This is a genomic window from Streptomyces sp. P9-A4 (assembly GCF_036634195.1).
In the GTDB taxonomy this organism is placed as follows: domain Bacteria; phylum Actinomycetota; class Actinomycetes; order Streptomycetales; family Streptomycetaceae; genus Streptomyces.
Window position 1 is genome coordinate 5,295,190 of sequence record NZ_JAZIFY010000001.1, and the last position, 14,495, is coordinate 5,309,684.

9 protein-coding genes are annotated in these 14,495 nt (G+C 72.9%); 4 read left to right on the forward strand and 5 right to left on the reverse strand.

Features of this window, described 5'->3' with window-relative positions:
* Window positions 1-95 precede the first annotated feature (95 nt).
* The 5 genes from glgB to V4Y03_RS24045 form a co-directional block, all read right to left on the reverse strand.
* On the reverse strand, window positions 96-2,345 hold the full coding sequence (glgB, locus tag V4Y03_RS24025; RefSeq protein ID WP_332436253.1) for a 1,4-alpha-glucan branching enzyme: 2,250 nt from the start codon (window positions 2,343-2,345) through the stop codon (window positions 96-98).
* A 175-nt stretch (window positions 2,346-2,520) separates the two neighbouring features.
* Window positions 2,521-3,870 (reverse strand): maltokinase N-terminal cap-like domain-containing protein, encoded by a 1,350-nt coding sequence (locus V4Y03_RS24030; RefSeq protein WP_317875960.1) that lies wholly within the window; start codon window positions 3,868-3,870, stop codon window positions 2,521-2,523.
* A 245-nt stretch (window positions 3,871-4,115) separates the two neighbouring features.
* On the reverse strand, window positions 4,116-5,810 hold the full coding sequence (gene treS, locus V4Y03_RS24035; protein WP_332436254.1) for a maltose alpha-D-glucosyltransferase: 1,695 nt from the start codon (window positions 5,808-5,810) through the stop codon (window positions 4,116-4,118).
* Window positions 5,807-7,792 (reverse strand): alpha-1,4-glucan--maltose-1-phosphate maltosyltransferase, encoded by a 1,986-nt coding sequence (locus V4Y03_RS24040; protein ID WP_317875958.1) that lies wholly within the window; start codon window positions 7,790-7,792, stop codon window positions 5,807-5,809. The genes treS and V4Y03_RS24040 overlap by 4 nt, the downstream gene beginning before the upstream one ends.
* A 365-nt stretch (window positions 7,793-8,157) precedes the next feature.
* On the reverse strand, window positions 8,158-9,108 hold the full coding sequence (locus V4Y03_RS24045) for an SDR family oxidoreductase (RefSeq protein ID WP_332436255.1): 951 nt from the start codon (window positions 9,106-9,108) through the stop codon (window positions 8,158-8,160).
* A 117-nt stretch (window positions 9,109-9,225) separates the two neighbouring features.
* On the opposite strand from V4Y03_RS24045, the gene V4Y03_RS24050 reads away from it, so the two are divergent.
* From V4Y03_RS24050 to V4Y03_RS24065, 4 genes are all read left to right on the forward strand, one after another.
* On the forward strand, window positions 9,226-10,206 hold the full coding sequence (locus V4Y03_RS24050) for an AraC family transcriptional regulator (protein ID WP_317875956.1): 981 nt from the start codon (window positions 9,226-9,228) through the stop codon (window positions 10,204-10,206).
* 151 nt (window positions 10,207-10,357) lie between these two features.
* Window positions 10,358-11,788, forward strand: coding sequence for a 4-hydroxyphenylacetate 3-hydroxylase family protein (locus V4Y03_RS24055; RefSeq protein ID WP_332436256.1), 1,431 nt, complete (start codon window positions 10,358-10,360; stop codon window positions 11,786-11,788).
* Window positions 11,785-13,269, forward strand: a complete 1,485-nt coding sequence (locus tag V4Y03_RS24060; protein WP_332436257.1) for an MFS transporter — start codon at window positions 11,785-11,787, stop codon at window positions 13,267-13,269. Before V4Y03_RS24055 ends, V4Y03_RS24060 begins: the two co-directional genes overlap by 4 nt.
* A 104-nt stretch (window positions 13,270-13,373) precedes the next feature.
* The gene (locus V4Y03_RS24065) at window positions 13,374-14,483 is read left to right on the forward strand and encodes a monodechloroaminopyrrolnitrin synthase PrnB family protein (protein ID WP_332436258.1); all 1,110 of its coding nucleotides are present in this window, start codon (window positions 13,374-13,376) and stop codon (window positions 14,481-14,483) included.
* The last annotated feature ends 12 nt before the right edge of the window (window positions 14,484-14,495 follow it).

The window sequence follows — 14,495 nt, forward strand, 5'->3', positions numbered from 1 at the left end:
AATGAACGATCAAGGAGTGGTCGTCGGTCACCGGAAGGCCGCAGACCTTTGCGTCCACGGCCCTCCGCACCGCAGGGCCTCGCCCGGCACCGGGCTCAGGCCGGACGCAGCCAGACCGTCGCCAGCGGCGGCAGCGTCATCCGCAGGCTCGCCGCCCGCCCGTGGTGCGGCACCGACTCGGTCTTCACCGGGTCCCGCCCCGCCACGTCACCACCGCCGTACCGGCCGGCGTCCGTGTTCAGGACCTCCGCCCAGGCCACCACGTCCTCCGGCACACCGAGCCGGTAGTCGTGCCGCACCACCGGCGAGAAGTTCGACACCGAGAGCAGCGGCGCCCCGGACGCGTCGAAGCGCAGGAACGCGAACACGTTGTCCTCCGCCGCGTCCCCGACCACCCACTGGAAGCCCTCGGGGGCCGTGTCCCGCTCCCAGAGCGAGGGCGTCGCCGCGTACACCGTGTTCAGGTCGCGGACCAGATCCCGCACACCCCGGTGGTCGGCCTCCGCCCCGTACGCCGGATCCAGCAGCCACCAGTCCGGACCGTGGTCCGCCGACCACTCCGAGCCCTGCGCGAACTCCTGCCCCATGTACAGGAGTTGCTTGCCCGGATGGGCCCACATGAAGCCCAGGTACGCACGGTGGTTCGCCCGCTGCTGCCACCAGTCGCCCGGCATCTTCGACACCAGCGACCGCTTGCCGTGCACCACCTCGTCGTGGGAGATCGGCAGGATGTAGTTCTCGCTGTACGCGTACACCATCGAGAAGGTCATCTCGTTGTGGTGGTACTTCCGGTGCACCGGCTCCTTCCGCACGTACTCCAGCGAGTCGTGCATCCAGCCCATGTTCCACTTCATGCCGAAGCCGAGACCGCCGTGGCCGCCGGGCCCCACCTGGTCCGTCGCCCGCGTCACCCCGTCCCAGGCCGTGGACTCCTCCGCGAAGGTCACGATCCCCGGGCAGCGCCGGTACACCGTCGCGTTCATCTCCTGGAGGAACGCCACCGCGTCCAGGTTCTCCCGGCCCCCGAACTCGTTCGGCAGCCACTCGCCGTGCTCCCGCGAGTAGTCCAGGTAGAGCATCGACGCCACCGCGTCCACCCGCAGCCCGTCGATGTGGAACTCCTGGCACCAGTACACGGCGTTCGCCACCAGGAAGTTCCGCACCTCCTTGCGGCCGTAGTCGAACTCCAGGGTCCCCCAGTCGGGATGGTGCGACCTGCGCGGGTCCTCGTGCTCGTACAGCGGACGCCCGTCGAACTCCGCGAGCGCCCAGTCGTCCTTCGGGAAGTGCGCGGGCACCCAGTCCATCAGGACCCCGATCCCCGCCGCGTGCAGCGCGTCCACCAGGAACCTGAAGTCGTCCGGGGTGCCCATCCGGGCCGTCGGCGCGTAGAAACCGGTGACCTGGTAGCCCCACGAACCGCCGAAGGGATGCTCGGTGACCGGCATCAGCTCCACATGGGTGAAGCCCAGGTCCCGGACGTACGCGGGCAGCTGCTCGGCCAGCTGGCGGTACGTCAGTCCCGGCCGCCAGGACGGCAGATGGACCTCGTAGACGCTCAGCGGCGCCTCGTGGTGCGGACGCGCCCCGCGCCGCGCCATCCACTCCGCGTCGTCCCAGCTGTAGTGCGACTCGGTGACGATCGACGCGGTGTTCGGCGGGCACTCCGTGCGCCGGGCCATCGGGTCCGCGCGCACCGTGTGCGTACCGTCCGGCCGGGTGATGTCGTACTTGTACAGCGCGCCCTCGCCGATCCCCGGCACGAACAGCTCCCACACGCCCGTCGAGCCCAGCGAGCGCATCGGCAGCCCGGTGCCGTCCCAGTGCGTGAAGTCACCGGTGACCCGCACCCCCCGCGCGTTCGGCGCCCACACCGCGAACCGCGTGCCGGTCACCCCCTCGTGGGTCATGACGCGGGAGCCGAGGGCCGTCCACAGCTCCTCGTGCCGGCCCTCCCCGATCAGATGCAGGTCCAGCTCCCCGAGGGACGGCAGGAAGCGGTACGGGTCGTGCGCGGCGAGCTCGTCCGGCCCGTCGTAGCGGACCCGCAGCTCGTACGCGGGGACCTTGCGCAGCAGCGGGAGCAGCGTGGAGAAGAACCCGTCGCCGTCGTCCGTGAGCGGGACGCGCCGGCCCTTGGTGAGGAGGGCCACCTCCTTCGCCCACGGGCGCAGTACCCGGACCGCCACCCCGCCCCGCACCGGATGCGCGCCGAGCGCACCGTGCGGATCGTGGTGCTCCCCGGCGAGCAGCCGGGCCCGGTCGCCCGGGTCGAGCGGTGGCGCCGTCCGGGGCGCGGGGGACTTGGTGCTGCGGGCCGACTTGCCTGCGGGGCGGGCGGTCACCGGGATGCCTCCTGAGGGTTACGGGGGGTACGGATGCGCAACGGTGGGGTGCCGGGGCGGGACACTCGGCCGAACGGGGGCGCGTGCGGTTCCCGCAGGCGGGGGCCGCCGGGGGGCGCCCCGCGCTGGTCCGAACGGGGGTGCGGCCGGGCCCCGGCGGCCCGCCCGTGGCGGGTCATCGGGGGGCCGACAGGCGCTCGATCGCGGACATCGGGACCGGCAGCCAGTCCGGCCGGTGCCGGGCCTCGTAGACGACCTCGTACACCGCCTTGTCGGTCTCGTAGGCGCGCAGGAGAGCGGGATCGGTACGGGGGTCGGCCCCGGCCGCCTCCGCGTAGCCCGTGCAGTACGCGGCCCGGCAGCGCGCCGCCCAGTCCGCGTTCCAGGGGCGGTGGGTGCGGGCCGCGTAGTCGAAGGAGCGGAGCATCCCCGCGACGTCGCGGACCGTGGGCTGCGGGCTCCGCCGCTCGTCCAGCGGCTTCGCCGGCTCGCCCTCGAAGTCGATGACGGCCCAGCCGCCGTCGGAACCCCGCAGGGTCTGCCCCAGGTGCAGATCGCCGTGGATGCGCTGCACCACACCCCCGCTGTCCGCGCCGCTCGCCGCCTCGAAGACGGCCCGGAGGCCGGGGACGTACGGCATGAGCGCCGGGACGGCCTGCGCGGCGGCGTGCAGCCGCCGGTCCATCGCCGCCGCGAGCTGCTCGGTCTCGGCGCGGGCGAGCCGCCGGGTCGGCAGCGCCTCGGCCAGGGCGAGATGGACCTCGGCCGTGGCCCGGCCCAGGGCCCGTGCCTCGGCGGCGAACTCCCTTCCGTCGGCGAGCGCGTCGAGCGCGAGCCGCCAGCCGTCGCGGGAGCCGCGCAGGAAGGGCTGGAGGACGCCTAGCGTGGCCGCCCCCGTCTCGAACCAGGCGACCGGGGCCGGGACCCTGGCGCAGCCCGCCCCGGCGAGGGCGAGCGGCAGTTCCAGGTCGGGGTTGGCCCCCGGGCTGACCCGGCGGAAGATCTTCAGGATGAACGAATCCCCATAGACCAGGGACGAGTTCGACTGCTCGGCGTCGAGCATCCGGGGGGCGAGGGCGGGCGGCAGTGAGGCCGTGGCGTGGAAGCGCAGCGGGCCGGTCCTGCCCGGGGTGCGCAGCCGCTCGTAGAGGAGGCCGGCGAGCCGCGGATCGCGCAGCCCCTCGTACACGGCGCGTCCGGCCAGCGGGCCCTGCCGGATCCGCCCGAGCAGGGCGGGGGCGAGGCGGGGCGGCAGCTGGGTCCGTACGCCCAGGAGCAGTTGGTAGCAGTCGGCGGGCGTCCCGGCCGGGCGGCCCGGCTGTTCGACCCGTACGAGCAGATGGAGGAGGCCGGGTCCCGTGCCGTCCAGGGGGAGCAGCTCGGTGGCCGCGTCCAGGGTGAATCCGGTGACCCGGCGGCCCTTGCCCGCGAACCAGCGCTGCCGTGGCAGCCATTCGTGGAGCAGGGGGGCGAGGGACGGAAGGAGGGCGTCCGGGGCCCGGGTGGTGGATGCGGTCTCCGGCATGGCATCGCGTCCTTTCCCCGGGGCGCGCAGTTGGCTGTCGTTTGCGTTCAAATGCGCAGAGTGTCCCGGATGGCGGCTGGGGCTGTCCGGATGTGCGGGACGTGTCGGAAGGGGAAGATCCGTACGGGTCCGGCAAGAAGGCCCGTACGGACCTGGACCGACACGTGGAAGGTGTGGGGGGCGTGGTGCCCGGGGCGGGGCGGAGGAAACCGTCCCGCCTCGGACGCGTCCGAACCGACCGTCGGTCAGCCCTTCTTGAGACGGAACCAGTAGAAGCCGTGACCCGCAAGGGTCAGGAGGTAGGGGAGCTGGCCGATGGCCGGGAACGTCACCCCGCCGATCAGCTCCACCGGGTGGGTGCCGTCGAAGCGCCGCAGATCGAGTTCGGTCGGCTGCGCGAACCGCGAGAAGTTGTTCACACAGAGGACGAGGTCGTCGCCGTCCTCGCGGAGGAAGGCCAGCACCGCCGGGTTGGAGGCCGGGAGTTCCGTGTAGATCCCCGTCCCGAAGGCCCGGTTCTGCTTACGGATCTCGATCATCCGCTTCGTCCAGTGCAGCAGCGAGGACGGCGAGGCCATGCCCGCCTCGACGTTGGTCACCTGGTAGCCGTGGACCGGGTCCATGATGGTCGGCAGGGTGAGCCGGCCCGGGTCGCAGGAGGAGAAGCCCGCGTTCCGGTCGGGGGTCCACTGCATCGGGGTCCGCACCCCGTCGCGGTCGCCCAGCCAGATGTTGTCGCCCATGCCGATCTCGTCGCCGTAGTACAGCACCGGCGAGCCGGGCAGCGAGAAGAGCAGTGCGGTGAACAGCTCCATCTGCTTGCGGTCGTTGTCGAGGAGCGGGGCGAGCCGGCGCCGGATGCCGATGTTGGCCCGCATCCGCGGGTCCTTGGCGTACTCGGCGTACATGTAGTCGCGCTCTTCGTCCGTGACCATTTCGAGGGTCAGCTCGTCGTGGTTGCGCAGGAAGATGCCCCACTGACAGCCGGACGGGATCTCCGGGGTCTTCGCCAGGATTTCCGAGACCGGGTGGCGCGACTCCCGCCGTACGGCCATGAAGATGCGCGGCATGACCGGGAAGTGGAAGGCCATGTGGCACTCGTCGCCGCCCGAGCGGAAGTCGCCGAAGTAGTCGACGACGTCCTCCGGCCACTGGTTGGCCTCGGCAAGCAGCACCGTGTCCGGGTAGTGGTCGTCGATCTCCTTGCGGACCCGCTTGAGAAAGGCGTGGGTCGCGGGCAGGTTCTCGCAGTTGGTGCCCTCGCGCTGGTACAGGTACGGCACCGCGTCGAGCCGGAAGCCGTCGATCCCCAGGTCCAGCCAGAACTTCAGCGCGGACAGGATCTCCTCCTGCACCGCCGGGTTCTCGTAGTTGAGGTCGGGCTGGTGCGAGAAGAACCGGTGCCAGTAGTACTGCTTGCGGACCGGGTCGAAGGTCCAGTTCGAGGACTCGGTGTCGACGAAGATGATCCGGGCGTCCGCGTACTGCTTGTCGTCGTCCGCCCAGACGTAGTAGTCGCCGTACGGGCCCTCCGGGTCGCGCCGCGACTCCTGGAACCAGTCGTGCTGGTCGCTCGTGTGGTTCATGACGAAGTCGATGACCACGCGCATGCCGCGCTGGTGGGCCGCGTCGACGAACTCCACGAAGTCGGCCAGGTCGCCGAACTCGGGGAGCACCGACGTGTAGTCGGCGACGTCGTAACCACCGTCCCGCAGCGGGGACTTGAAGAACGGCGGCAGCCAGAGGCAGTCCACGCCCAGCCACTGGAGGTAGTCCAGTTTGGATGTGATGCCCTTCAGGTCGCCGACGCCGTCCCCGTTGCTGTCCTGGAAGGAGCGGACGAGGACCTCGTAGAAGACGGCCCGCTTGAACCAGTCGGGGTCGCGGTCCTTGGCGGGGGTGTCCTCGAAGGTGTCGGGGACGGGCTCGTTGACAGTCATGATGTGGGTGACCCTCCGGTCTGCGGGGACGGTCGCAGGACGAGGACGTGCGCGGGTGTGACACCCGGTTCCAGGCGCACGTAGCTGGCCCTGCCCCAGTGATAGGTCTCGCCGGTGAGCTCGTCGCGCACCGGCACGGTCTCGTGCCAGTCGAGGCCGAGTTCCGGCATGTTCAACGAGAGTGAAGCCTCCTGGGTGTGGTGCGGGTCGAGGTTGACGACCACCAGAACGATGTTCGAACCCGAGCGCTTCGAGTACGCGATCACCTGCGCGTTGCCGGTGTCATGGAAGGTCAGGTTCCGCAGTCGGCGGAGCGCCGGATGGCGGCGCCTGATCCGGTTCAGGGCGGTGATCAGCGGAGTGATCGTGGCGCCCGAGCGCTCCAGCGACTCCCAGTCGCGCGGCCTCAGTTGGTACTTCTCCGAGTCGAGGTACTCCTCGCAGCCGTCCCGCAGCGGGGTGTTCTCGCACAGCTCGTACCCGGCGTACATGCCCCAGGAAGGCGACAGCGTCGCCGCCAGCACCGCCCGCGCCTCGAACGCCGGCCGGCCGCCCTCCTGGAGGTAGGCGTGCAGGATGTCCGGGGTGTTCACGAAGAAGTTCGGCCGCATCTGCGCCGCCGTCTCCCCGGACAGCTCCGTCAGGTACTCCGTCAGCTCCTCCTTGGTGTTCCGCCAGGTGAAGTACGTGTACGACTGCTGGAAGCCGACCGCGCCGAGCGTCCGCATCATCGCCGGCCGGGTGAACGCCTCCGCCAGGAAGATCACGTCCGGGTCCGCCCGGTTGATCTCGCCGATCACCCGCTCCCAGAACACCACCGGCTTGGTGTGCGGGTTGTCGACCCGGAAGATCCGCACCCCGTGGCCCATCCAGAACCGCAGCACCCGCACGGTCTCCGCGACGATCCCGTCCATGTCGACGTCGAACGCGATCGGGTAGATGTCCTGGTACTTCTTCGGCGGGTTCTCCGCGTACGCGATCGAACCGTCCGGACGGTGGTGGAACCACTCCGGATGCTTCTCCACCCACGGATGGTCCGGGGAGCACTGGAGCGCGAAGTCGAGCGCGATCTCGAGGCGCAGCTCCCGGGCCCGCGCCACGAAGGCGTCGAAGTCCTCGAAGGTGCCCAGGTCCGGGTGGAGCGCGTCGTGCCCGCCCTCGGGCGAGCCGATCGCCCACGGCACGCCCACGTCGTTCGGCGCCGCCGACAGGGAGTTGTTCGGGCCCTTGCGGTGGGTCTCGCCGATCGGGTGCACCGGCGGCAGATAGACCACGTCGAAGCCCATCGCCGCCACCGCCGGAAGGCGCTCGGCGGCGGTGCGGAAGTTCCCCGGCACCGTACGCCCCTTGACCTTCCGCACGCCCTCCGAGCGCGGGAAGAACTCGTACCAGGAGCCGAAGAGGGCCCGCTCCCGCTCCACCTGGAGCGGCAACGCGGGTGAGGAGGAGAGGAGTTCGCGCAGGGGGTGCCGGTCGAGGGCCTCGGCCACCCGGGGGCTGAGCGCCGCCGCGAGCCGGACCGCCGCCGGGCGTGCGGTGTCGCGCATGGCGTCCGCCGCCGCGAGCACGGCCTCCCGCCCGCCGCCCTTCTTCGGGACGCCCTTCGCGGCCCGCTCGTGCAGCTCGGCCCCCTCGGCGAGGACCAGTTCGGAGTCGATCCCGGCCGGGATCTTGATCTTCGCCGTGTGGCGCCAGGTGGCCACCGGGTCGCTCCACGCCTCGACGGTGTACGTCCAGAGGCCCTCGACGTCCGGAGTGACCTCGGCGCCCCATCGGTCGGTGCCCTCGGCCAGTTCGCGCATCGGCGTCCAGGGGCCGGGGCGGCCCGAGGGGCCGCGCAGTACGACATTGGCGGCGACCGCGTCGTGGCCCTCGCGGAACACGGTCGCCGTCACCTCGAAGGACTCTCCGGCCACCGCTTTGGCGGGGCGCCGGCCGCAGTCGACCAGCGGGCGTACGTCCAGTACGGGAATGCGTCCCATGAGCGGATTCACAGCATCACCTGACGGGTTACGGGGGTGCGGGTGGTGGTGCGCTCTTTCTAGCTCCGTCGACGGCCGGCGGGTCGCGGGCATGGCCGCTCCTGTCCGCGTTCACCCGGATGGCGGGCACAGAGGGATGAAACGGGACGATCATGGATGAACGGAGGTCGAGGGGAGACGGGTTCGGGGGTTTCCGGGGAGGAGCCTTCCCACGCTCCTCGGGTGGGCAATCCCGGAGGTTTGTTAACTACCAGGGCTACTGGGGCGTAAGGACGCGGGCAAGCACCGGACCCGGACAAAGAAACGGCCCCGCCCTTGTCGGGCGGAGCCGTCTCCGGTGGTCGGCGGTGCTTCGGACCGGCCGCTCAGCGGTGCGGGGTCCCGTCCGCCTCGTCCGCCTCGTCCGCCCCCGAGGCCCACACCTGCCACGGCTGGCGGGCCACCCACTCCTCCACCGGGGCCGGTTCGAGCGCGAGGACCTCCGTCGACACCCCGTCGTCGTCCGCCATCAGCAGCGGATCGGCGCCGCTCGCCATGTAGTGGTAGATCCCCGCGACCCCGGCCGCCGTATCCGGGCCGAGCAGCCGGCCGAGCCCCCGCTCGAACACGGCCGGATCCAGCTCCTCGTACCGCACCGACCGCCCCAGACCCCGGCCGAACGCCGCCGCCAGCTGCCCGCCCGTCAGCGCACGCTCCCCGCCGATGTCGAAGGTCCGCCCCTCCAGGCCCTCCCGGGTCAGCGCCGAGAGCGCCGCCAGCGCCAGACCCCGGTGCGAGAGCCACGCCGTCCGCGTGGACTCCGGCAGCGGATACGCGAGGACCCCCTCGTCGACCAGCGACGGGCCGTTCCACGGCGAGAACAGGTTGTCCAGGTACACCGGCGGCCGGATCACCACCAGCGGCACCCCGCTCTCCCGCAGCACCCGCTCCGCCAGCCGCCGCGTCTCGAACGCGGCGACATCCGTCGGACCCAGCGGAATCCGGGTGTTGGTGTTGAGCACCAGCCGGACCGTCCCCGCCTCACGGGCCGCCTCCCCGATGTGCCGGGCGTACGCCTCCACCCGCTCGGCCTCGTACACCAGCGGCATCGTGACGAACGCGTGCGTCGTCCCCTCGAAGAGCCGCCGCACGTCGTCCGGCCGCCCCAGATCGCCGCCGAGGAAGAAGGCCCCCGGCAGGGGCGGCCGGTCGGCCTCGGGACGCCGGGTCAGGGTCCGCACCCGGTGGTGCCGTTCGGCGAGGAGACGGGCCACCGCACCGCCCTGGAACCCGGTCGCCCCCACGACCGCCACCCTCATCGGAATCTCACTGGACATGTGTCTCTGAGGCCCTTCGATAGACTTCCGCCGTTGCCGTGCCGGCGTCATCCAGGCTCGCCGCGGCGGCTTCGGCCGTTCAATTAACAAACCGGGGCGGAAGTTGAAGGATCGTCCATGGAATCCGTGGGAACCGACCGGCACGACCGACTCGACCAGGGCGGGCACGACGACCTGCTGAGCGAACTCCTCAAACCTCTCAGGCTCACCGGCGTCTTCGACAGCCGCTGGCACGTCCGAGCCCCCTGGGCCATCGAAGGGGACGACGAACGCAGCTGCGCCGTCCTCCACTACGTCGTCGAGGGCGACTGCTGGATCACCACCGCCGACGAACCCCCCGTCGCCCTGCACGCCGGCGACCTCGTCGTCTTCCCCACCGGCACCGCGCACCGCCTCTCCGACCGCCCCGAACGCCAGGGCCTCCCGCTCAAGGCCGTCCTGCCCGAGCGCAGGCCCGGCACCTCGGGCGAGATCGTCATCGACGGCACCGGCCCCGAGAGCCGGCTGCTCTGCGCCGGACTCCACTACGACGCCAGCGCCGCCACCGGCCTCTACACCTCGCTGCCCTGGGCACTCGTCCTCGACCGCGCCCAGGTCGACCGCGAACCCCTGCTCCGCGACACCCTCCGGCTGCTCGCCGCCCCCGACCGGCCCGTCGGGCCCGGCGACCGGCTCATCACCCTGCGCGCCTTCGAGATGGCCCTCGTCCTCGCCCTGCGTCCGCTGCTCCGCGAACTCGCCGACAGCCCGGCCTCCCTGCCGCTGCTCGGACACCCCGGGATCAGCCGGGCCGTCGTCATGATGGCGACCCGGTTCGCCGAACCGTGGACCATCGACTCCCTCGCCCGGGAGGTCGGCATGTCCCGCTCCGCGTTCACCGCCGCCTTCCGCGAACTGGTCGGCGAGTCACCGGCCCGCCACCTCTCCGCCCGCCGGATGCAGGAGGCCGGCCGGCTCCTCGGGGAGACCTCGCTGCCGCAGTCCGCCGTGCCCGCCCGCGTCGGCTACCAGAGCGCCGTCGGCTTCCACCTCGCCTTCCGCAAATGGTTCGGGGTGACCCCGGGGGAGTACCGCGCGGGAGTCGTCCGGGCGGCCTGAACGGCCCCCGCCGCGGCCCGACCTGACATCTTCGCGGGGCGGCTGGACGGTTCTTAAGGAGCCCTGGACGGACGTTCATTGCCGGGGCGGACCGTGCCGGAAAGGCTCGGGTCCGGCAGAGCCGTGACATCCGAGGAGAGGCGACACACCGGTGACGAGGTCCGGGCAGGAGTATCTGGAGGGGCTGCGCGACGGGCGCGAGATCTGGCTCGACGGGCAGCGGGTCGAGGACGTCACCACCCACCCCGCCTTCCGCGCCACCGCGGCCTCCTTCGCCGGGCTCTACGACCTCGCCGACGACCCCGTGCACCGCCCCGTCCTCGTCCGGGGCGGGGTGCGCCGCCCCTACGCCGTGCCCCGCTCGTACGAGGACCTCGTCGCCCGCCGCCGCGCCTTCCGGACCACCGCCCGCGCCGGATACGGCTTCCTCGGCCGCACCCCCGACTACATGGCCGCGGGCGTGGCCGGGTTCGCCGCCGCCCCCGACGTCTTCACCGGGGAGTCCTTCGACGGAGCCGAGCACGCCCTCGCCCTCCACCGCCAGCTGGCCGAAGGCGACCTGCACACCGCCTTCACCCTCACCAACCCGGCCCCGGGGCACGGCGAGGACGACCTCACCCTGCGGGTCGTCGCCGAGCGGGACGGCGGGATCGTCGTCCGCGGCGCCAAGACCGTCGGCACCGGAGCCGTCTTCGCCGACGAGATCCTCGTCGGCACCATCGAACCGCTCGCCGACGGGGACACCGAGCACGCCGTCACCTTCTCCGTACGGCCGGACGCCCCCGGCCTCAAGCTGGTCTCCCGCACCTCCTACGAGGAACGCTCCCGGTCCGTCTTCGACCAGCCGCTGTCCTCCCGGTACGACGAGAACGACGCGATGCTGGTCTGCGAGGACGTCTTCGTGCCCTGGGAACGGGTCCTCACCTACCGGGACCCGGCCACCACCGGCGCCATCTGGTGGCGCACCCCCGCCTACCCGAACCTCGTCCACCAGTCCGCCACCCGCTTCTGGACCAAGCTGGAGTTCCTCACCGGGCTCGCGATCCTCCTCACCCGCTCCAACGGCACCGCGGAACTGCCGCCCGTCACCCAGGCCGTCGGCCGGCTCCTCGGGATGGTCGCCCAGGCCAAGGCGTTCGTGCTCGCCGCGGAGGCCTCCTACGAGCAGGTCGACGGGGGCCGCGGCGGCGTCCGCCCCGGGCAGGAGATCTCCTTCGCCCAGCGGATCATGGCCGGCGAGCTCTACCCGCGCGCCCTCCAGGACATCAGGCTCCTCGCCGGGGGCGCCCTGGTCCAGCTGCCGGCGAGCGGCCGGGACCTGCTGCATCCCGAACTCGGACCGCTGGTCCGCCGCTACTTCGGCGCCCCCGGCCACCCCGCCGAGGACCGGATCAAACTCCTCAAGCTCGCCTGGGACGCGCTCGGTTCCGAGTTCGCCGGCCGCCACGAGCAGTACGAGCGCTTCTACCACGGCGCCCCGCACGTCTATCTGACGATGCAGACCTGGGCCGGTTCCGCCGAGGAGTGCGAGCGCCTCGCACAGGACTGCCTCGACGGGTACGGCCTGGGGACGACCCGGTGACCGCACCACCAGGGCCCCGGCGCGGGGCCCTCGCCCTGCTCGCCGCCACCCAGCTGCTGCTGATCACCGACACCGCGATCGTCAACGTCGCCCTGCCCTCGATCGGCGCGGACCTCGGCTCCGGCCCCACCGGACTCTCCTGGGTCGCCAACGCCTACCTCATCACCTTCGGCGGACTCCTCCTCCTCGGCGGCCGGGTCGCCGACCTCCTCGGCCACCGGCGGGTCCTGCTCGCCGGACTCGTCCTCCTCGCCGTCGCCTCCGCCACGGGCGGGCTCGCCCCCGGCGCCGCCGCGCTCGTCGCCGCCCGCGCCGCCCAGGGCGCCGGCGCCGCCCTCGCCGCCGCCTCGGCCTTCGCCCTGCTCCTCCTGCTCTTCCCCGACGGCCCCGCCCGGCACCGGGCGCTCGGCGCGTTCGCCGCGATGGGCGGCCTCGGCGGAGTCCTCGGCACGGTCTGCGGGGGCGTCCTCACCGACCTCCTCGGCTGGCGCGCCACCTTCTGGCTGAACGTCCTCCTCGCGGCCGCCCTCGGCGCGCTCGCGCTCCGGGTCCTGGACGGCCGTACGGGCAGCGCCGACCGCTCCGGACGGCACCACCGGGGCGGCTTCGACCTCGCCGGGGCCTTCACCGGCACCGCCGGACTCGGGCTCGTCGCCTACGCGCTCGTCGGCGCCGCCGGGGCCGGATGGCTCTCCGCCCGGACCCTCACCACCGGGGGCGCGGGCCTCGCGCTGCTCCTCGCCTTCGCCGCCGTCGAGACCCGGGCCGCCGCCCCGCTGGTCCCCCCGGCGGTCCTCGGCCGCCCCGCGCTCGGGCTCGCCAACCTCCTCGCGGCGCTCGCCCAGATGACGCTGTTCCCGATGTTCTTCCTGGTCAGCCTGCACCTGCAGAGCGTCATCGGGTACGCGCCGCTGGGCGGCGGCCTCGGCCTGCTGCCGCTCTCGCTGGTCGTCGTCGCGGTCGCCCCGCAGACCGGCCGGATCATCTTCCGGCTCGGACTGCCCCGGACCACGACGCTGGGCTTCGTCCTCCTCTGCGCCGGAACCCTGTGGCTGGCCCTCGCCCTCCGGGCGGACGGCACCTTCGCGCACACGGTCCTCGCCCCCAGCCTCCTCCTCGGCGCCGCCCTGCCGCTGGTCGTGGTCACCACCAACGTGGCCGCCACCGCCGAGGCCGCGCCCGGGGAGACCGGACTCGCCTCCGGACTCGTCAACACCAGCCAGCAGTTCGGCTCCGTCCTCGGCCTCGCCGTCCTGGTGGCCGTCGCCGCCGGCCGCACCGGGGCCGTGGACGCCTCGCGGTGGCCGGCGGTCGCCGAGACCGCCGGCCACCGCGCCGCCCTGCTCACGGGCGCCGCGCTCGCCGCCGTCGCCGCCCTCCTCTCCGTACGGCTCCACCGGGGAGAACCGGCGGCCGGGGCCGACCCGGCACCCGCCCCGGACTCCCGGACACCGGACCCGCGCACACCCGGCCCGCGCTGACCCGCCCCGCCGACCCCGCCCGCCCCACCAGAACACCGCCCACCACCGGCGGGTGAGCCGCGCACCCCCGGCGAACCGAGCCCCCGAAGGAGAGGAGCCCCGCAGTGCCGCTCGGCGATTCGCCCCGCACGACCGAGGACATACGCGCCGCCGACCCGCTCGGCGCCGACGCCCTGCTCGCCGCGGTCCCCGCCATGAACGCGGACGCCGACACGGCCGCCCTGGCCGCCGCCCTGCGCACCCTCCTGCCGGACCCCGGCCGGGCCGCGCGGTGGAGCGTCACCGACGCGCTCGCCGCGATGCGCGACCTCGGCATCCTGCTCGGCTCGCTGAAACGTCACGGCGTACAGCCCCTCGCCGCCGTGCCGCAGGCGCTGCCCGTCCTCGAACTCCTCGGCCACCGCACCGACATGATCCCCCGGGACACCGTCCACCACTACACGACGTGGAACCCGCCGGGCCCGCGCCGCCGCTCGTACACCGGCCACCCCACCGAGGCCCGCCTCCAGGAGGCCGTACGGATGGTGTTCCCCGGCCTGGTCGCCGCCCTCGACGACTGCGGCCGGATCGCCCGCCTCGATCCGTACGACCCCGCGTTCGCCACCACCCTCGACCGGGTGGGCCGGCATGTGCGGACGATGGTCGACTCCATCGACCTCACCGTCGCCCACGTACCGCCCGAGTACTTCGCGCTCACCCTGCGCCCGTACTTCGAGGAGGTCGACGTGGCCGGCCGCCCCTACCTCGGCCCGGCCGCCGCCCAGGTCCCGCTCTGGCTGGTCGACCTGACGCTCTGGCAGTGCGACCGCCCCGACCCCGCCTACGACGCCTTCCTCGCCGAGTCCCTGCCGTACGCGCTGCCCGCCTGGCGCGCCTTCCACGCCCGCCACCGCGGCGGCGTGTCGGCGGTGAGCAGACTGTCCGCCGCCGTCGGCCGGGAGGGCGCGGACCCGCTGCCACCCGCGCTCACCGCCTCGGCGCAGGCCCTCGGCCGGGTGCTGCGCCTCCTGAAGACCTTCCGCGCCCGGCACCTCGGCATCGCCCGCAAGGCGTACCGCGAGGACGTGCGCCTGTACGAGGAGGGCAGCGGCGGGGCTCCGGTCGCGCTGCTGCGCTCGATCCTGGATCTGACCAGGGAGAACGAGACCATGGTGCGCCGCGCGACCGTGCGGCGCCGTCCCGCCGGTGCCCCTGTCGGGCCGTCCGCCGCCTAGCGGCGCGAAGGA

Bases quoted from the DNA above. Each gene is read 5' to 3' on its own strand.
- V4Y03_RS24040 (WP_317875958.1), bottom strand. From the start codon at position 7,792: ATGGGACGCATTCCCGTACTGGACGTACGCCCGCTGGTCGACTGCGGC.
- treS (WP_332436254.1), bottom strand. From the start codon at position 5,810: ATGACTGTCAACGAGCCCGTCCCCGACACCTTCGAGGACACCCCCGCC.
- V4Y03_RS24030 (WP_317875960.1), bottom strand. From the start codon at position 3,870: ATGCCGGAGACCGCATCCACCACCCGGGCCCCGGACGCCCTCCTTCCG.
- V4Y03_RS24050 (WP_317875956.1), top strand. From the start codon at position 9,226: ATGGAATCCGTGGGAACCGACCGGCACGACCGACTCGACCAGGGCGGG.
- V4Y03_RS24045 (WP_332436255.1), bottom strand. From the start codon at position 9,108: ATGTCCAGTGAGATTCCGATGAGGGTGGCGGTCGTGGGGGCGACCGGG.